16 protein-coding genes are annotated in these 18,172 nt (G+C 50.4%); 5 read left to right on the forward strand and 11 right to left on the reverse strand.

The window, feature by feature from the left end:
• Positions 1-11: 11 nt before the first annotated feature.
• The 5 genes from JUF22_RS03485 to JUF22_RS03505 all read right to left on the reverse strand — a co-directional run bounded on the left by JUF22_RS03485 (position 12) and on the right by JUF22_RS03505 (position 4,822).
• The gene (locus tag JUF22_RS03485; RefSeq protein WP_203643356.1) at positions 12-383 is read right to left on the reverse strand and encodes a hypothetical protein; all 372 of its coding nucleotides are present in this window, start codon (positions 381-383) and stop codon (positions 12-14) included.
• A 612-nt stretch (positions 384-995) separates the two neighbouring features.
• On the reverse strand, positions 996-2,336 hold the full coding sequence (locus JUF22_RS03490) for a dihydrolipoyl dehydrogenase family protein (protein ID WP_203643359.1): 1,341 nt from the start codon (positions 2,334-2,336) through the stop codon (positions 996-998).
• Positions 2,337-2,660, reverse strand: a complete 324-nt coding sequence (locus tag JUF22_RS03495; protein ID WP_203643362.1) for a thioredoxin family protein — start codon at positions 2,658-2,660, stop codon at positions 2,337-2,339.
• Between the two features lie 224 nt (positions 2,661-2,884).
• Positions 2,885-4,285, reverse strand: a complete 1,401-nt coding sequence (locus JUF22_RS03500; RefSeq protein WP_236000700.1) for a subtype B tannase — start codon at positions 4,283-4,285, stop codon at positions 2,885-2,887.
• Positions 4,286-4,372: 87 nt separating this feature from the next.
• The gene (locus tag JUF22_RS03505) at positions 4,373-4,822 is read right to left on the reverse strand and encodes a hypothetical protein (protein ID WP_203643365.1); all 450 of its coding nucleotides are present in this window, start codon (positions 4,820-4,822) and stop codon (positions 4,373-4,375) included.
• A gap of 277 nt (positions 4,823-5,099) precedes the next feature.
• Here JUF22_RS03505 and JUF22_RS03510 point away from each other — a divergent pair, with 277 nt between their 5' ends.
• Positions 5,100-6,524 carry an APC family permease gene (locus JUF22_RS03510; protein ID WP_203643368.1) on the forward strand — a complete coding sequence of 475 codons (1,425 nt, stop codon included), beginning with the start codon at positions 5,100-5,102 and terminating at the stop codon, positions 6,522-6,524.
• A gap of 48 nt (positions 6,525-6,572) precedes the next feature.
• Here the strand turns inward: JUF22_RS03510 and JUF22_RS03515 are convergent, their stop codons facing one another.
• Complete coding sequence (locus tag JUF22_RS03515; RefSeq protein ID WP_203643370.1) at positions 6,573-7,517, reverse strand: 3-hydroxyacyl-CoA dehydrogenase family protein; 945 nt, start codon at positions 7,515-7,517, stop codon at positions 6,573-6,575.
• Positions 7,518-7,596: 79 nt separating this feature from the next.
• Positions 7,597-8,994 (reverse strand): type II restriction enzyme, encoded by a 1,398-nt coding sequence (locus tag JUF22_RS03520; RefSeq protein WP_203643373.1) that lies wholly within the window; start codon positions 8,992-8,994, stop codon positions 7,597-7,599.
• A 282-nt stretch (positions 8,995-9,276) separates the two neighbouring features.
• On the opposite strand from JUF22_RS03520, the gene JUF22_RS03525 reads away from it, so the two are divergent.
• On the forward strand, positions 9,277-10,050 hold the full coding sequence (locus JUF22_RS03525; protein WP_203643376.1) for a DNA-methyltransferase: 774 nt from the start codon (positions 9,277-9,279) through the stop codon (positions 10,048-10,050).
• A 212-nt stretch (positions 10,051-10,262) separates the two neighbouring features.
• On the opposite strand, the gene JUF22_RS03530 is transcribed toward JUF22_RS03525, so the two are convergent.
• Together JUF22_RS03530 and JUF22_RS03535 are read right to left on the reverse strand one after the other, a co-directional pair.
• A complete protein-coding gene (locus JUF22_RS03530; RefSeq protein ID WP_236000701.1) occupies positions 10,263-11,546 on the reverse strand; it encodes a type II restriction enzyme in 1,284 nt (427 codons plus the stop codon).
• A gap of 11 nt (positions 11,547-11,557) precedes the next feature.
• The gene (locus JUF22_RS03535; protein ID WP_203643379.1) at positions 11,558-12,427 is read right to left on the reverse strand and encodes a DNA adenine methylase; all 870 of its coding nucleotides are present in this window, start codon (positions 12,425-12,427) and stop codon (positions 11,558-11,560) included.
• Between the two features lie 252 nt (positions 12,428-12,679).
• Here JUF22_RS03535 and JUF22_RS03540 point away from each other — a divergent pair, with 252 nt between their 5' ends.
• Both JUF22_RS03540 and JUF22_RS03545 read left to right on the forward strand, forming a co-directional pair.
• Positions 12,680-13,027, forward strand: a complete 348-nt coding sequence (locus JUF22_RS03540; RefSeq protein ID WP_203643382.1) for an iron chaperone — start codon at positions 12,680-12,682, stop codon at positions 13,025-13,027.
• A 130-nt stretch (positions 13,028-13,157) separates the two neighbouring features.
• A complete protein-coding gene (locus tag JUF22_RS03545; RefSeq protein ID WP_203643385.1) occupies positions 13,158-13,781 on the forward strand; it encodes a DUF4867 family protein in 624 nt (207 codons plus the stop codon).
• Between the two features lie 90 nt (positions 13,782-13,871).
• On the opposite strand, the gene pcp is transcribed toward JUF22_RS03545, so the two are convergent.
• The gene (gene pcp / locus JUF22_RS03550; RefSeq protein WP_203643388.1) at positions 13,872-14,519 is read right to left on the reverse strand and encodes a pyroglutamyl-peptidase I; all 648 of its coding nucleotides are present in this window, start codon (positions 14,517-14,519) and stop codon (positions 13,872-13,874) included.
• Positions 14,520-14,632: 113 nt separating this feature from the next.
• Entirely contained in the window at positions 14,633-16,852 is a 2,220-nt protein-coding gene (locus JUF22_RS03555) for an alpha-galactosidase (protein WP_203643391.1), read from the reverse strand.
• A gap of 291 nt (positions 16,853-17,143) precedes the next feature.
• On the opposite strand from JUF22_RS03555, the gene JUF22_RS03560 reads away from it, so the two are divergent.
• Positions 17,144-18,163, forward strand: a complete 1,020-nt coding sequence (locus JUF22_RS03560) for a PucR family transcriptional regulator (RefSeq protein ID WP_203643394.1) — start codon at positions 17,144-17,146, stop codon at positions 18,161-18,163.
• The last annotated feature ends 9 nt before the right edge of the window (positions 18,164-18,172 follow it).

The following is an 18,172-nucleotide window of genomic DNA, read 5'->3' on the forward strand; positions in this document are numbered from 1 at the left end:
ATTTCTCTGGGTTATTTCTTTTTGGCCGTTAATTTTAGCCAGCCCCAACCAATCAAGGCCAGGTTAAAAATCATAATCAAGGCCCATAGCCACAGATAGTCGCTGATGAGCGCCGGAACCTGGGCGTGCCACAGCGCCAAGGTCATGCCAATAATCAGGACGCCATTGATAGCCAACCCAATGCGCTTGGCCTGCCGCTGTTTTGCAAACGCCGTCGCCGTAATAATCAGGAGCATCATGGCTACCATGGCAACATTGGCCTCGCCCCAGTCAAAGTCGACGCCGAAACTACTCATGGTGGATGGCTGAAGCGAAATAATCAGGAGAAACATCAAGCTCCCCACTGCGTTCAACAGGGGGACACAGCCGTAGAGTCTTTGCATGATTGTCACCCTTCCGTTGTGATTGCCTCGACTGTAACGGAGTTTGGACGGAAAGTAAACCAATTCGCTGGGGGTAGGTTGTTTGGGATTACAAACAGAGTGCGGAGCTAGCCGTTTAGGTTCTGAGCATTAGGGAGTCCTGTGGCTTCTGTTCGACAGCGTCGGGCAGGAGTCCCAGGTCTTTCTAAGCGCAGGGACCTGGCTTGCGGAGCACGTTTCAGAAGCCGCCAGACTCGGGATTGAAAATGCGGGCGTTTAGCTGGCGAGCATTAACGTCACTAAGTGAATGACCCCGGGCCTGAGTCGTTTGCTTAGTGGGGTTAAGCGCAACCAGCTGCCCGCGGACGCACGTTTCAGAGGCTGCCAGACTCGGGATAGAGGATTCGAGAGACCGACTTTCCCTGAGCATTAGGGAGACCTGAGGCTTCTGTTCGACAACGTCGGGCAGGAGTCGCAGGTCTTGCTAAGCGCAGGGACCTGGCTAACGGAGCACGTTTCAAAGGCCGCCAGACTTGGGATAGCTGATTCGAGAAACTCTTTCAACAGTCGTATTCTCCACACATTTCCAACCAAAAAAGAAACCCAGAAGCCTCCCTCCAGGTTCCCGTCAAACTAAGCTAAAAATTCCTTCAGTTTCGTGCCCAAGGTTGGGAAAATCAGGATCTGCTTCTGTTGGAAATCCTTGGCAGTCAGTCTCAAGCCGATAACACTCACCAACTGGTTCATGTCGTCCGTGGCCGTTTGACTGACCTCGGCCGCGCCCACCAATCGTTGGTCGTGGTCAAAGACCCCAATCAGTTCAGCGTCTTGATCATTGGTCCCTGCATAGGCAAAGTCAGGCGATAAGCCCATTTTCTTCAAATGGTATCGACTGTCTTCGGCAGCTTCTGCCACTGGCACCCCCACTTGTGCCACTTGTGGAAAGGTAAAGGACCCCGTGCCCGTGACTGGGTAGTGGATGGGTTCGTCGTCAGTCGCGGTTAAATAGGCACCCTCGAACTGGGCAACCGGCGTGAGCTTCGGCGCAACTGCGGGTGACTTCGCCACCACATCGCCAGCCGAGTAAATCCCGGCCACGTTGGTTGCCAAATGGTCATCCACGATAATGCCCTGCCGATTGGTCTCAACGCCCGCCACTGCCAGATTTAATTTATCAATGTTCGGACGACGCCCGGTCGCGTCAATCACGTAGTCGGCCGTGTAGCTGTCGCCTTCCGCGGTCGTCACGCTAAAGTCAGCGCCAGTCTGCGTCACTGCATTCACGGATTGGCCAAAGTGAAATTTAATTCCACGTGCTTGCATTTGCTTGACCACCACGTTCACGTGTGGCTGGTAGAACGCGCCTAAAGCATGGGGCGCGTGCTCAACAATTTCCACGCTGGCGCCCGCTGCGCTCAGTACCGTGGCGAGTTCCATGCTGACGTAGCCCCCGCCAATGAAGAGGATACGCTGCGGCAACTCGGCCAGGTCCAACACATCATTGCTGTTGTGGGTGAGTTCCTTACCCGGGATTGGCAACTGATTAGCCGTCACACCGGTCGCAATCACGATTTTATCCGCCGTAAATTGCTCATCGTTGACCGCCACGGTGTGGGCATCAACGAAGCTGGCCGTACCCTGGCGTGTGGAGACCGTTTCCGAATCAAACGCTGCCTGCGCATTCGCTGGGTATGGCGCAAAGGTGGCTTTCTTCGTTGCCATCAGTGCGGGCCAGTCGATTTTAGCAGCCGTCTGAATCCCCCGTTGCTGAAGCTGTTGGGAGATCAGGACGGACCGCACGGCACCCTCTAGGAAAATCTTGGGTTCGCAACCATAGTTGGGGCAGGTCCCCCCGAACAAATCATTGTCCACAATCAGAACGGTCTGAGAACTTTGAGCTTCCTTCAACGCGGTCACGAGACCGTACGCAGCTGGACCACTACCTAAAACAATATAATCAAATTTTTGAGTCATCTAAGCACCTAACACTTTCTTTAATTCTGCAGCAAACAACGGCTTGGGCCGCGCACCCACCAGGCGATTGATCACCTGGCCATCTTTCTTGATCAGAAAGGTCGGAATTCCCTGAACGTTGAATCGACTGGCCACGTCTTGGTCATGGTCGACGTTGATTGACGTGAAGGTCACCCGCTCACCAAACTCTTCGCTGGTCGACAGGCTCTTCAAAATCGGGTCCATCATCTTACAAGGCGGACACCAGTCGGCCCGAAAATCAACAACGGTGACGCCAGTATTGGTTTCAGTTTCAAAATTATCATCGTGGATTTCTTTAATCATGTTAAGTTCCTCCTGGTTATATACCCCAATAGGCATTCAGTTGCTAATTAGCCAGCGTTCTAATTATTTCATTTCATCATCAAGGCTTTTAAAACGGTCGCTAATTAACAACGAGATTCAATATACCCCCTTAGGTATATTTTGGCAAGCTTTTTCGCTTACTTTTTATAAGGCAGAACGTAAAAACAGCGCCAGCACGCGAATGCTGGCGCTGAATTATTTTTTTACTGACACAACTGATCGATCCAATCAAATAACTCGGGTAAATCATAATCCCCACTGTGGGGCGTGGCCCATGGCATGGCGAAATCGACGTCATAACCCTGGTTGCGGAGCTTTGTCGCTAGAATCATTGGAATAGCAAACGAGGTATCCCGGTCAGCGGCCCCGTGACGAATCCGCCAGTGCGGAGCGACCTGTGACTGCTTCTTTAATAGATAGGTCAACGGATTAACCGCGGCTATCAGGTCGGCATCGGCCAACTGGGCGGGCACCGTCGTGTGCTTTTGGGCAAACGACGTGAAGTGCCGGGCCGCCGTCAAACGACTACCGAAGAGGTCATTTTCAGGATTGTTCACCGCCAACGCATCAAACGCGGGCACGCTCTTCATTCGGGTAATGGCGCGCAAATACTGGGGCCAATCAATCCGCGTGACCGTGTGGCCTTTGACAATGACGCCGGCATACTTGGTCACATCTTGTCCGGCATCCAATGCGTGTTGGGCAGAGGCCAGCAGTTCGTGGATAATCTGGGTTTTAAAACTGCCCTCGCCCGCCGCGTCCAACGTGAGTGGGTTCCCCGCCTGATCCGTCAATGCCAAACCATTCAGATACGCCGGAAAGGCCGCACTTAGCTCTGGTGATAGCCGTTGCTCATTGGGGGTCAGGCGTCCGTGAACCGGCGTGCAAATCTTCCGACCGTTTTCGACCCGAACCTTTTGCCGGTGCCACTGATTGATCCCCTTAAATTGCCATTCGTAGGCGGCATCGGCGTGCTCCAGGTTGTGAATCGGGCAGTAAGCCGAGACGGCAAAGATATCGTCGGTTGCCGGAGCGGCGCCCAACTCCTGTAGGCGTGTTTCAAAGAAATCGGCGTTGCCACTAGCGCCCATCAACGCTGACGTGGCGCCGCCCGCACTGGTCCCGTTGGTGATGATACGTTCGGGGTTACCTGGTAACCAGCCGGCATTGAATTTCACGTAACGCACGGCGGCCTTCATGTCCACGATAAATGCTGGGGCCTTCCCGGTATTCTGGCCCTGGCCATCGGTCGACGTGCGGCCGCGCAAGCCCGCCGAGACCACGACGTACCCCCGTTGTAGGGCCCGCACAATCGTGTCACCGCGGCTAAAGGCATCCGGATTTTCCGGAAAGTCACGTGGCCCGGGTAAATAGCCCCCCACGGTATTGGGCATAAAAATTGGCGCCGTCACCCGCTGGTAGCCGTTGACCGTGCCGCCATGGAAGTAGGCCTCCGGCACAAACACGTTCAACCGTTGAATCGGGTCGACCGGCATCATCACGTAGCTAATGTCCCTGGACGCCCGGTAGGCCACCGTTTCGGCACCCATCGTCGCTGTCGCCGACTGACCCTGAGTCTCATCGAATCGCAAACCTGTTGGCATCCTCATTCCTCCATTTCAAGTCATCTTCGTTGGCTCTACTTTAGTGGAAATGCCGGTCGGACGCAATTCATTTGCCGAACCGCGTGGCTAATGACGCGGTAGATCCTGATTTTGCGTTTGAATCAAGGTGATGAGTTGCCACCGCTCCGTGGGCAACGGTGGCCGCGCAGGACTGTCAGCTGGTCGACAAACCTTCGTCGGCCAACTGAGTTGATAGTCCAGGGAAAGCTCGCTGAACAGGTTCAGCTGATGGCCCCGATAGCCTTTGACATAACTGTTCACTCGGCCGTTAAAGTGGATCACATCACCGCGCTCTAGCTGACCTAGCCGCTGAAAGCCCTTGGTCAGGTTGAACCAGAGGTGGTCCGTTAATAATTGCTCGGTGGGAATCAGCCGCACCTGCCGCAATAAAATCGTTGGCTCCTCCCCCTTGTACCCCGACTTGATCCCGTACCGTTCAAAAATCCCCTTGAATGGGTGTCGCTCCATGTTCCCTAACTCTGCTAACTTCTGGCGCTGACTTGGCCGTGCCTTCATGGCTGTCGCCCCCTTTTAGGTTAACTCCGTAATTAATCGCCAAATATTTTTTTGAATTTAAAAATAGTTTGGCCGCCACCTTTACCAACCCAGTGCCGTTCACTAACCGTCGAAGCTGGCATCCCGCAACGGTCGCCCCTGCTCGCAACCTATTTGTGAAAATCACGAGCCACATTCGTTGTTGTAAACGCTGTCATCAGGTAGAATGACTAGAGGAATTTCACAAGTACATACGACCCGAAACCATTATTTAGTTCAATGAAAGCGAGCGATAACTATGCAGAATTTGTCCCGTCACATTTCGTTTCCCCGCCTCCTGATTTTGGGTGCGTCCAGCGTCATCGGCAGTAGCTGGATCTATACCAATGGTATTTTCTTCGACAAGTACGGCGCTGGGGGCGAAATCTTTGGCTTCATGCTGGCAACGTTCATCACCGTGCTGGCCTCCCTGTCCTTTGCGGAGCTCTCCTCCATCTTTCCGCGGAGTGGCGGGCCCGTGGTGTACAGTTACTTGGCCTTTGGCAAACGTTGGGGGTTCGCGACCGGTTGGGCGATCCTGGGGGCCTATTTGAGCGCGCTATCCTTCTACGTGACGGCGTCGAGCATGTTGCTGGCGACGCTGGTCCCCAAGATTTCGACGGGACCAGGCTATACGATTGCTGGGGCGCACGTCTCCCTGATGGAACTGGCGATTGGGGTGGCGTTCACCCTCTTCATTTTCGCGTTAAATATCCGCGGCACCAAGCTGACGGCGGGTGTTCAGGCGGTCCTATTTATCGGCCTGGTCATCCTGGGTGGCGCGCTGGTCGTCACCGGCTTTACGCAAGGGAGTCCGAAAAACTTCTGGCCGGCCTTCGCCACCGGGAATGATCCCTTAGCCAATGTGGTACGGTTCGTCCTGCCCGCCATGACCTTTCTGACGGGGTGGGAGGTCGTGACCATTCTGGCCGAGGAAGCGGCGATGCCCCCACGGAAAATTGGGAAAGCTGTGGTCGGCGCCATTCTGCTGGCGGCCAGCTACTATATTATCGTGCTACTGGCCAGCGCGTGGGTCTACCCGTGGCAGAAGACAGCGACCTTCAGCATGGGCTCCATCACGGCATTTACCGAGGCCGGCTTCCCGCTGTTAGGAACGGCGGCCTATCTGATTGCCTTTCTGGGCCTGCTGACCAGCTTTATCGGCCTGTTCACGGCGGCGCCCCGACTGATTTTATCGCTGGCGCGAGCGGGCCTGTTGCCACCCAAGTTTGCCGAAATTAATGAAAAACACAATACGCCGGTCAACGCGACGGTGTTGGTCCTGGTCTTTGCGGTCGGCTTCGGCTGGTTGGGCAAGGGCGCGATGACCTACTTCCTAGACCTCGGTGGCTTCTTCGTGGCCATGGCCTGGGCAATCACGGCGGTCGCCCTCTGGCGAATTCGCCGGACTTACCCGACGCTCAATGGTGGTTTCCGCCTGAAACGCCTGTGGCCCAGCCTGCTGGGTGGCCTGTTGGCGGTCACGATTGCGGTCGCAACGCTCTATCCCAAGTCTCCGGTCGCGCTGGCCTGGCCGACGGAATATATCATGCTGGCGGTCTGGATTGGCCTGGGCCTGCTGTTCTACGCGCTTGGCCGTAAGGAACACCAGCCCAAGGATCAGGCGCTCCACCACCTGTTGGGCGAAAAGGAATTTCAACGCTTAAAGGATTTGGAAAAATAGCCAAAAAGACGGCCACCTCACCATGGGGTGGCCGTCTTCACGTTCAATTTACTTGTCTTCATCCTGTTTCAATAGTTTTAGCAAATCGCGGTCCCGCTGCGCCACAATTTCAGCGCCGGCATCCCCGTCCCAGTCAAAGAACCCGTGACCGGTCTTGAGACCGAGGTCGTGGTCGGCCACCTTTTTCGCCAATGCGGGGTCCTCGCCCTGCGTTGCGCCGAGGTCGGCGTAGAGATACTTGCTGATGTTGTCGAAGATATCGAGGCCACCCAAGTCGGCGCTGGCAACGGGCCCGACCAGGCTCCAGCGACGGCCCAGACTGTATTTGATAATGTCATCGACGGCCGCGGGTGAGGCGATGCCGGCGTCGATGATGTGCAGGGCTTCCCGCATGACGGCCAACTGGATGCGGTTGCCGACGAAGCCTAGTGATTCGCGCTTCAGGCTAACGGCGTGCTTGCCAATGCGGTTCATCAGCGCCGTCGTCAGGTCGACCGTGGCTTGGTCGGTCTGCTTGCCGGGAACGACTTCGACCAGCGGCATAAGTTGTGCCGGATTCCAGAAATGGGCCACGACAAAACGGTTCGGGTGCTGCAACACCGACTGAATGGCGGTCGGACTGAGACCAGACGTGTTGGTCGCCAGAATGGTCCCCGCGCTGACCAGGGACTCGACGCGTTGCCAGACTTGCTTCTTGACGTCGAGGTCTTCGATGATGGATTCAATCACGAAATCGGTGCCGGCCAACGCAGCAGTGTAGTCGGTCGTGGGCGTGATGCGGTCCAGGATGGTCGCGTCGTCTTCGTGTAGCAGGCCGGCCTCACGGAAGGTGGCGAGGTCATGTTTAATGGCAGTCAATCCTTGGTCAAGCACAGTATCGCTGGTGTCCAGTAAGTGAACCGGATACCCCTTCATGGCAAATTGTAGCGCCGTAGCGTGCCCCATGGTCCCTGCGCCAAGGTTGGTAATGGTCTTGATATCTTCTAGGTTCATTTGAAACGCCTCCAAATAAGTTGTTAGTTGGTTTGCGTTCTCTTTCTGCTCTCTGGGTTTAGTTTAGCATGGATTTAGGCTAGTTATCGTCAATTGCATCAAAAATAACGGAATGAACTAACGCAGCGGTACTCTCAATTCTCCGCTTCATCGTCGATTCATTGTAATCGGTGTTTAAATATGGTTTCACTTTGTTTGCTAATTCAAGCTTGTCGTCTAACGAGAGTGCAACCGTTCTTTTCTTAGGATTATCGAGGAAAAACTTGAAGACAATCCGGAAAGGCTGATGTTGCAATAGCAGCCCAATCAACGATAATTTTCCTTCATTCGTATCCAGTTCCCGTAATAGCTTCCGTCCGTTATGGTTAATGACATAAGTGTTTTTCACTTTTGTACACAGTCCCAAATACCAAACTAAATTACCGTAATAGTCCCCCTGGCGCTCTGCGTAGCCAAAGACACTGGCAATATCTTGTTTGTGTAAGCCCTGACTCGCAATATCATCATCGTGATAAGCATCATTTAGTAGACTGAGCGTCTTGACCAACTTAATGTACGAATTGGCTTGTGGGAAAACAATTTCAACAGGTTCGGTAACAACTTTGCTGGACTTATAAATATCAACAACTTTTTTCTCAGTAATTGGTGAATTATCTAAGAATCTAAATGACCTCTGCCTAACCATCTGAATGGTCGAGTAGTTATGGGGATCGGTAAACTCGTACTCATTAAAGTAGTAATTTCCACCAAGTAAGGATAAGAACGCTGGACGTACAGGCTTTGTGACTCCCCGATGATGAATCACATAATAAGGATAGTAGAGCTGACGAACTAAGAAATCAGCTTCTGGAACAGCTTTGGCTTCAATAATAACAATTGACTGATTGTTCTCAAAGGTTGCGTCAATCTCAATTTGCGCACCGTTCACAGTTAACTTCTGTGGCCGATCAACTCCAATGTTAAACTCCATTGGGCCAGACCCCATCCGTCCATGCAGTACGGGCAGAAACTGACTACCACCATCATCCAATGCCTTGTTTAACATCCCACTGGAAAAGGCCGCGTCAATATAGGTATTCTCTGATGGGATGGTATCCGGCGAAATAGTCTGAATATCCGGAAAGCGAATCAACTCTGGCTGTTTAGTCTCATCAATCGCCAAATTTGCATAAGCATTGAATCTTCCCAAGCGATACGTATAGATCTTATCAACATACCCCAATGGCATGATGTTGATGTAATTTTTAATATCCTGTACACCCGCTTTAAACGGCGTTGGCAAGCTATACGAACGGTCGAACTTTGCTAAATTACGGACATCTGGACCATTTAGCTGGTTACTAAAATCCTTTAGTTCTGAGGCAGTGATATCAAAATACCCTTTTTCACCAATAGACTCTGTAATCTCATCGCCAACTGTGTCGAATATTCTTTGCCACACATCATTTTTATTTGCTTTATTGGTTCCACGTGCCATTATTATTAACTCCCCGACCATCTGTGCCTTAGTTCCATCAATTACAATCCATTATACATGAATCCCAAATTCGCCTCCCAAATTCCACTTGTCACCAGCTCAAAAATTAGATGAAGGTAGCTGTTTTTTGAGTACCACTAATTATCCAGTCGAGTCCTCTATACAGTAGAGCTTCCTGATTAAAGTGTTCCATATAAGTTCAAACGTACGTTCTCGAGACAACTTACACCCACTGTCATATACTTAGGCAATTCAATCTGAATTCATACTAAGAGGTGGCCTATGAGACAACCATTCTATCAAAACAATCTAATTCGCTTATATCAAGGTGATTCGCTTCAACTCATGCAAAAAATGGCAGACAATAGCATTGATGTCATTGTCGCTGATCCACCATACTTTCTTTCCAATGGTGGATTCTCAAATCGCGGAGGAAAGAAAGTTAGCGTAGATAAAGGCGCTTGGGATCAGGTTAATGATAAATATGAAACCTCTGAAATTTTTAACGATTTGTTCTTGAAAGAATCTAGGCGTATTCTAAAACCTCATGGTACCATCTGGGTATTTGGTAGTTTGCACAATATCTATGAGGTTGGCTATCTGATGAAGCAACACGATTATCGCATTCTCAACAATATTACTTGGCAAAAATTAAATCCGCCACCCAACCTTAGCTGTCGAATGTTTACCCATTCTACTGAGACAATCATTTGGGCCAGAAAATTTGCCAAACAAAAGCACTACTACAATTATGACCTAATGCGTGAGTACAATCACGGCAAACAGATGAAAGATGTATGGTCAACCCCCGTTATTAAACAATCAGAGCGTAAATTTGGACGCCATCCAACACAAAAACCGCTTGCAATTATCACAAGAATAATTGAAGCCTCAACCACTGAAGAAATGCTAGTGCTTGATCCATTTATCGGTAGCGGAACCACAGCTGTTGCCTGCCAATTACTTAATCGACACTGTATCGGAATTGATTTATCACCAGAATACCTAGAGATCGCTAAGCGACGTATCCATAATGAAGAAGAAACACTGTTTTAGTGAATGACAGATTTTAGAATTAATTAAGATATTGTTCAAGTACTAAGAAAGATGTGAGTAAAACCTATCTTCTAAAATAGTGTATGTTTAATTGGAGAACCATTTCACAGGAAAATGATACTCATGTTTTTTTTTGATACAGTAAAGGCCCGGCATGCCGGGCCTTTACTGTCAGTTCAACTTTTAATGGTTCTAGCTTTAGTCGATAAACGTTATTCTAACGTAGCTGTATCTAATATCCAAGTTATCCAATTTTTGGCTGTAAAATTACGTCTATGTAGTGTTGATTTTCCACCAACACCACCATACTTACGTATCACATCATCGATAAATTCATTTCTGAATTCCTGGTTAATCAAAAAGTCTTTAAAAATTAGATTAATAGCTTTACTCGACAACATATTTTGAATAATTATCAAATTTCGATCGTTTGAATTAGGCATTCTCGCAACCTTACGTCCAAGTCTCGTTAATTCAAACACATGATTGACACTATCCTTTTTTGCAAACCCCAAATAACGCAGTGCATTACCATAGTAGTCACTTTGACGTTCATCAAAACTGTAAATTTCTGCAATTTGATGCTTATTTTTAGGAGTTCGCAAAACATCAAGTAAATCAAGAACACGTGTAAAAGTATCAGCTTGAGGAAAAGATACTTCCTGAGGAGTCACATCAGCACTTTCCTTGCTGATCCGCTTTATATCATCAAGATTAATGTCCAGTGTTTTGTCGACAATGAAGTTTACTTGTTTTACTTTTTCAATGCTCGAATAGTTATTCAATTCATTGAACTTGTAAACATGAAACGCATAAATACCATCAGAATAAGTAAAGAAAATGGGTATAACACGCTTTCCAGTTGCTAGGTTCTCAAACAATCTGTACGGATAATACAGTTGACGAATAATAAAGTCATTTGGAATACGATTCTTAGCCTCAATTACAACTAACTCATTAAGTGTCTCAAATCCAGCGTCAATTTCTACTTGGCTATTGTTTACACTAAAATGATATGGTTTCTGACTGCCCATCATACTAATATCATAGTTAATCTGTCCAGACTTTAAACGTCCCGTTATTGTACTTACTGCAGGAGTACTGACATTACCCAAAACCATATCGATCATACCCGTCATCTGCGCTATGTTTAGTGCCACTGCCTCCGAACTTACAGTAAAATCATCGAAGGAACGTACCCAATCAGTCATTTTCACACTAATCGGACGGATCTCCTTATAGTTAAGTTCTTGGTAAGCCCTAAACTTGCCAATAACATACTCACCGCGACTATCTGGCAAAATAGAGAGCTTGTGAGATATAAATTTTTTAGGGCGGGCAGATTTCCAATCAAACTTTGTCATTAGTCTTGGCTCACGAAACTCCTTAATTTGATTGGCACTTATTATAAATTTCCCCTTACTCTCAACCTCATTAGTAATGTCATATTTTTCAAATAGCTTATCCCATGCGTTGTCCAGTTTACTTTCAGCCATAATTCATTACCTTACTTATTAGACTTATAATCGTAATTCATAATCAACACTTCATCAACTTTACCTCTGCCAGCCGCATTAGAGTTAATTGAACGGGTAGCCTTAACAATCTGAGTAGTGTCTTTATATGCCGAGTACAGTTCTTCAATTAACGGGACCCTCGAATTAGACATCATAGCTCTAACACCCTTATTAGTTAGAACATCAAAAGACTCTTTCAACCTAAGCTGTTCATCTTCACCAAATCCATTTAACGTATATCCAACAAAACTTTGTTTGTCATCAGAGACCGGTGCATATGGTGGATCCAAATACACAAAATCGCCCTTCTTTGCCAAACTAATTGCCTTCGAATAATCACCTGTAAGTATTTTTACATCATTAATATTCAAGTAGTGTGAAACTGCACGTAAAACCTCCTCATTTACAATAGATGGATTCTTATACCTACCATATGGCACGTTAATTTGATTTTGTGAATTCACTCTAAATAAGCCATTAAATCCGGTCTTATTCAAGAAAATAAATCTAGCAGCCTTTTCAACATCACTCTTTTGGGAAAGCGTGTTATCTCTATCCCAAGAACGCATCTGATAGTAATACTCACTACTATTATTGGCTTCGTGTTCCTTAAGTAATTCAATTAATTCATCAACATTATCCTTCACAGCTATGTATGCCGTTATCAATTGCCCGTTAAAGTCATTAACGGTTACCTTAGAATACTGCATACTCAAAAATACTGCCCCACCGCCAACAAAGGGTTCATAAAATCTCTTTATACCGCTCGGCAAATACTTTTTTATCTCTGGCAGTAACTGCCTTTTTCCACCCGCCCATTTAACAAATGGCTTAACCAGTGGATTCTTTCTTGTCGTCATATTATTAATTCCTCTTTCAAGAATAATGCAAACATCAGTTCTCAAGGTATCTATCCTGCTATTGTATCGTGATAGTAGTCATCCGTCAATTTCAAACGTTGGCACTAAAAGTTCTCATCCAAATTACCACCCTACTAATCATAAAAGTAAAATAGTTAGTAAACCTAGATTGCTCCCAAAGTATATCATTTGGCTTCAAGGGGCATTGTTTTGCTATAATAAACCCAAAACAACCAGAAAGAAGGCCCCAAAATGACCCCCATCCCCACCTACCTCGCCGCAGTCGCCACAGAACATCGTCCCCAACTAATCGACCTGTATCACTTCCTGCAAAACCAGCTCCCAGACGCCACCGAAAAACTCAGCTACGGCATGCCTGCCTTTTTCGTTGCCGGCAAGCCGGTCATTTACTTTGCTGCTATGAAACACCACCTTGGACTGTACCCGACGGCCGCACCCATTGCCCATTTTGCCGATGACCTTACTAACTTCAAGGCCTCTAAGGGTGCTATCCAATTACCCTATGATCAACCTTTGCCCACCGGCCTCATCGCCCAGCTGGTAGCGTTTCGCGTCGCTGAAATTCAAATTGTCGACTGACTTAATTGTCTGGTCAGCCGGCTTTTTTTCACGCAATTGGCACCTTACTAAAATGTTTACCCCAAAGTCTAAAAAAATTCACGATTAGCGACCATACTGAGCGCAACTTAAATTTGGAAGGATGATTCTGATGCAAATCTTTGATGTCACCGATGAGCGCTTTCGCCCATACGGCCGGATCGTTCACGCTGGCGACCTGGATGAACTGCTCACCAACCTCGCTGCCGTTCCCTATCCCGCTGAAAGTACGAAAGCCGTGGCCAACAAGACTTCCCTCGCCGATACCAAAGCGGCCCATCGCTTGGAGCAAACCTTCTTCGGCGGTCTGCCGACCGAGACCGGCTACTGCATCGGGCACAATCACCTTCTGAATCGCCTCGAGTTCCACAGCAGTTCTGAAATCAACCTCGCCGCCACCGACCTGGTCCTGCTGTTGGGCAAACGCCAGGACATTCACGACGACCTGACCTACGACACCGACCAGCTGGAAGCTTTCTTGGTTCCTAAAGGCACTGCCATCGAAATCTACGCCACCACCCTGCATGGTGTGCCCTGTGAGGCGCTCGGCCAAGATGGCTTCCGTTGGCTGGTCATGTTACCGGCCGGCTCCAACCGCGACCTGGAATTTTCCGTCAACCATGATGACCCCCTGAATCGGCTCCTCTTCAAGACCAACACCTGGCTGATTGCCCACCCGGACGCGCATATAGACGGCGCCTTCGTTGGCCTGGTCGGCGATAATGTTCAGGTTTAGCTACCATTCAACTAAAGATTCATCGCAGAAAAAATCGTAAACTGATGACATCCCAGTCCACGATTTTTTCTATCCCCATTTAGCAAAATTCTAATTCAACGTTCCCTCAATCGTCGCCACATCACCCTGCCCGTCGCGTTCCACGATGGCCGTGATGGCCGCCGTCATGCCCCGAACATCATCCGCCAAGGACAACGACGGTTGGCCTGGCCTAGTCGTCACCTGACTGGGGAGAAACGGGATGTGCATGAAGCCCGCCCGCAACTGCGGGAATTCCGTGGCGCGCAGGTACTGGACCTGGTACATGATGTGGTTGCAGACGTAGGTCCCCGCCGTGGTCGACACGCTGCTCGGCAGCCCCGCCGCCCGAATGGCCCGGGCCATCGCCTTGACCGGCAGTTGAGTGAAATACGCCGCGGCCCCGTCCGCCTGAATTGGCTGGTCAATCGGCTGTTGCCCGGCATTATCCGGGATCCGCCCGTCATCCAGATTGATGGCGACCCGCTCCGGCGTCAAGGCCGCGCGCCCACCAGCCTGGCCAATGTTCAAGACGACATCCGGTTGTTCCGTCAAAATGGCCCGCCGCACCACCGTCGCGCATTTACCAAACACCGTGGGAATCTCCAGCTTCACGATTGTTGCGCCAGCAATCTTATCTGGTAGCTGGTTAACCGCGGCAATCGCTGGATTCATGGGCTCACCGCCAAATGGATCAAACCCCGTAACTAAAATTTTCATATCCTCGGCCCCCTATTATGAGTATTTGATGAGAATTATACGCTAGTTCAGACAAAATTGGACAAAAAATCAGGCAACCAACACAACGTCGGCTACCTGATTTTTTAATTCACCTATTTCACCGCGTCAATCACAAACAACCGTGAGCTAAAGTCAGCCGACTCTTCGACACCCTCCGTTAAAGCCAGGAGGTGCGGAATAAACAGGCCAGCATGCATCAGCTCATCGCCAAAGTACACGTGCTGGTCGCCGGACACCCGATACTGTTGGTCGGGCACCAGTCCCCGCAGGTATAGCCGGTTGTAGGCTGGGTTGGGCCGGTTTAAAATTTGGTAGCGCGCCGCAATGGCGTGTTGGCCGTCGGGACTGACGACCGCCCAGCTACCCACGTTGCCATCCCCGGTAAAGGGATTGTCGATGCGGTAGAACGTGCCTTGCTGGAACAACTCACGGTGTCGCTTGTAGAACGCCACCTGTTCCTTGATGGCCGCCTTCTCTGCTGGCGAACATTTTGTCACGTCCAGCTCGTAACCCAGGTCGCCAAAGTAGGCTACGGCCGCCCGCGTTTCAATCGAGGTGATTCGGCCAGTCTGGTCGTTTGGCACGGCCGAGACGTGGGCGCCCATCATCGCTTGCGGGTATCCGTATGAGGTGCCGTACTGAATCCGCAGCCGCTCAATGGCATCGGTGTCGTCACTAGTCCAAGCTTGGGGCGCGTAGGCCATCATGCCCAGGTCGAACCGACCACCACCGGAGGCACAGGATTCGAACAAGACTTCTGGATAGTCCGTGGTCAACCGCGCGTACAGCCGGTAAACGCCCAGCATGTAGCGGTGGGTGAATTCCAATTGCTGGTCGGCCGTCAGCGTGGCGCTGTAGGCCTCCGTGATGTTCCGGTTCATATCCCACTTGATGTAATCCAGATGGGCTTCCACAATCAATTGACTAATTTTGCCATAGAGATAATCGACCACGTCCGGGTTGGCCATGTCGAGGACAAATTGGTTCCGTCCTGGTGTCTTCTCGCGGTGTGGCGCCACGACCAACCATTCGGGATGGGCCCGGTACAGGTCACTATCGACGGAAATCATTTCCGGTTCGAACCATAAGCCAAACTTGAGGTCCATGCCATGAATCTGTTCGGCCAGGTGGGCAATGCCGTTCGGCAACTTGGCGGCGTAAACGTCCCAGTCCCCTAACGACGTGGTGTCGTCGTCCCGGTGGCCGAACCAGCCGTCATCGAGAACAAACATTTCAATTCCTAATTCCTTGGCATCACTGGCAATCGCCGTCAGCTTGGCTTCATCGAAGTTAAAGTAGGTGCCTTCCCAGTTGTTGATCAGCACGGGACGAGGTTCTTGCGCAAACCGGGGATTGACCAGGTGATGCTGATAGAAGGTCCCCATCTGCTGACTCAGTTGATTCAGACCGGCCGACGTGTAACTCAGGATGGCTTCCGGCGTTTGGAAACTGCTTCCCGCCGTCAGCTGCCAGCCAAATTCGGTCGGGTTGATGCCGGTCAAAACTCGGGCGGCCCCATAGGAATCCACCTCAATTTGGTCCAGGAAGTTCCCGGAGTAAACCAGGTTCAGGCCAATCGCTGCCCCCTGATCTTCGGTCGTTTCGGGTCGTGCCAAAGCGATGAAGGGATTCTGTTGCGGACTGGATGCGCCCCGCAAGCTGCCAATACTTTGCGTGCCGCTGTGTAACGGCGACCGCACCAGGTGACGTTCCCGAGCCCAACTCCCAGAAAACTGGAGCAGGTCGTACTTCGCATCTGGCAGGTCCAGTTGCAGGCTCAAGGCGCGGTCCAACGTCACCGTTTGCTCACCCTGATTTTCAAATTTAGCACTCCGGACAATCACGTCCTGGTTAGGGAACACGGCGTAGCTCAGCGTCAACGTGACGCCGTTCACTGCATCCTTCAGGGTGACCAGCAGCGTTTGCGCGTCGTCGTCCGAATCGTCAAAGGTCGCTGGCAAATCAACCAGTCGCTGCTTACCATCAATAATTTCATAACCCTGATACTGAAATTCACTGATACGGCTGCCATCCGGTCCGCTAATCTGAAACGCCGGGTCGCGATAATCGCCCTTGCCCAGGCTAGCAAACTCCTGCTTCAACGTTTCCGGCTGGAAGTCTGGTTTATCCAACCGCCAGGCCGGCGCGGCCCCGTGAACCTCGCGGACCATCAGCTCAGGATAAGCGGCTTGGTCGTGGATACGGGGGCCGTAGTAAAGCTGGCCCAATTCCCCATTTTCCATCACATGAAAGACATAACTACTGTGCGCCGTTTGCAGGTGAAACTGGTGCTGGTTAACTAAGATTGACATGATTGTGCTCCCTTCAATTGTTTTAACTGCTGTACATATCGTAGCATATTTTGTAAGCGCTGACATCTCGAATCAGACAACTCCTGAGTGATGCAACGATGGCCACAGTCATTCTGAAATCGAAACGGCTCCCCGCCAGCCAGCGTCGTATCAGTGGACAAGTTGCCCACTAAATGCTAAGCTGTTTTTCAGCGAAATATCGCGACAACGCTGTTATATCAAGTGTTTAGCGGTAACAATGACCACTAAAAAACAAAATCAATAGGCACTCTGCACACCGGAGGAATAATTTTGACAAACGAAGCATTTTTACTGAACGCCATTCAATGTGCCTCACTAGACCCACTCATGGCTTTGATTGGTCATTACTTAGAACAGCCCGTCTCAATCGTGGATCAAGCCGGCACGATTATCAGCCAGAGTTCAACTGCCGCCAGCCAATCTGATCAGCCACGTACCCGGACCCTGTTAGATCCCCAAGCGCTGCATCCCTGGTACCTGGTTCAGCCGCAAGCCCAAGCCATCCCCGCAGACCACCTACGGCTCGTCTTGCAGGTCATCAACAACTTCACCGACCGGTACGCGCTCAATCCCAATCAGCGTGAGGTCAATGCGGTGCTGGCGCAACTCCTGCAGGCACCCGCTCAAACGGACGCCCGGCTGCTCCGATCACTGGTCACCGACAACATCGTCTGCGTCACGGTGACCGCCGAACCCGGAACCGCCCATCCAGCTGCGTTGGTGACCGCGTTACAAACCTTAGCGGCACCACTGCCCCTGACCGAAACGCCGGCCGGCTTGGTCCTGCTCCTGTCGGCCAGTCAGTTGCCCCGAGCTCAGGCCGTTTTGACCAAGCTGGGAAAGCAGACCCACCACGTCTTCTTCATTTCTGAGCCGTACGAAGATGTGGCCCAGACGCCCGAATTTCTCAGCATCTGTCGCCAGGCCGAGCAGATTGCACGACGCTTAGGGACAGTCACGGTGCTCAACCCCACGCAAAAGTACAACATCTACATCATTTTGGACCACGTGGATAACAGTACCCTCTTGAAAAACACCATGTGCACGCAGCTGCTCACGTTACGGCAGTACGACGAGGCCCACCATGCCGCGCTCTTCCACACACTGGCCGTCTATTTGGAAAACGACTGCCACGTCACCAAGACGGCGGCCAAGCTCAATTTACACCGCAACAGCCTGGGCAAACGGCTCGCCAAGATTCAAGACTTGATCGACATCGACTTTGACAATCCCGACCGAACCTTCGGCATGCGTCTCAGCTACCGCCTGTTCAATTACCTAGCACTCTAATCACGAAAG

It is taken from the genome of Levilactobacillus lanxiensis (assembly GCF_016861655.1).
In the GTDB taxonomy this organism is placed as follows: domain Bacteria; phylum Bacillota; class Bacilli; order Lactobacillales; family Lactobacillaceae; genus Levilactobacillus; species Levilactobacillus lanxiensis.

What these genes read in the sequence shown, in the direction of transcription:
- JUF22_RS03485 (WP_203643356.1), bottom strand. Translation starts at nt 383, where the DNA reads ATGCAAAGACTCTACGGCTGTGTCCCCCTGTTGAACGCAGTGGGGAGC.
- JUF22_RS03490 (WP_203643359.1), bottom strand. Translation starts at nt 2,336, where the DNA reads ATGACTCAAAAATTTGATTATATTGTTTTAGGTAGTGGTCCAGCTGCG.
- JUF22_RS03495 (WP_203643362.1), bottom strand. Translation starts at nt 2,660, where the DNA reads ATGATTAAAGAAATCCACGATGATAATTTTGAAACTGAAACCAATACT.
- JUF22_RS03500 (WP_236000700.1), bottom strand. Translation starts at nt 4,285, where the DNA reads ATGCCAACAGGTTTGCGATTCGATGAGACTCAGGGTCAGTCGGCGACA.
- JUF22_RS03505 (WP_203643365.1), bottom strand. Translation starts at nt 4,822, where the DNA reads ATGAAGGCACGGCCAAGTCAGCGCCAGAAGTTAGCAGAGTTAGGGAAC.
- JUF22_RS03510 (WP_203643368.1), top strand. Translation starts at nt 5,100, where the DNA reads ATGCAGAATTTGTCCCGTCACATTTCGTTTCCCCGCCTCCTGATTTTG.
- JUF22_RS03515 (WP_203643370.1), bottom strand. Translation starts at nt 7,517, where the DNA reads ATGAACCTAGAAGATATCAAGACCATTACCAACCTTGGCGCAGGGACC.
- JUF22_RS03520 (WP_203643373.1), bottom strand. Translation starts at nt 8,994, where the DNA reads ATGGCACGTGGAACCAATAAAGCAAATAAAAATGATGTGTGGCAAAGA.
- JUF22_RS03525 (WP_203643376.1), top strand. Translation starts at nt 9,277, where the DNA reads ATGAGACAACCATTCTATCAAAACAATCTAATTCGCTTATATCAAGGT.
- JUF22_RS03530 (WP_236000701.1), bottom strand. Translation starts at nt 11,546, where the DNA reads ATGGCTGAAAGTAAACTGGACAACGCATGGGATAAGCTATTTGAAAAA.
- JUF22_RS03535 (WP_203643379.1), bottom strand. Translation starts at nt 12,427, where the DNA reads ATGACGACAAGAAAGAATCCACTGGTTAAGCCATTTGTTAAATGGGCG.
- JUF22_RS03540 (WP_203643382.1), top strand. Translation starts at nt 12,680, where the DNA reads ATGACCCCCATCCCCACCTACCTCGCCGCAGTCGCCACAGAACATCGT.
- JUF22_RS03545 (WP_203643385.1), top strand. Translation starts at nt 13,158, where the DNA reads ATGCAAATCTTTGATGTCACCGATGAGCGCTTTCGCCCATACGGCCGG.
- pcp (WP_203643388.1), bottom strand. Translation starts at nt 14,519, where the DNA reads ATGAAAATTTTAGTTACGGGGTTTGATCCATTTGGCGGTGAGCCCATG.
- JUF22_RS03555 (WP_203643391.1), bottom strand. Translation starts at nt 16,852, where the DNA reads ATGTCAATCTTAGTTAACCAGCACCAGTTTCACCTGCAAACGGCGCAC.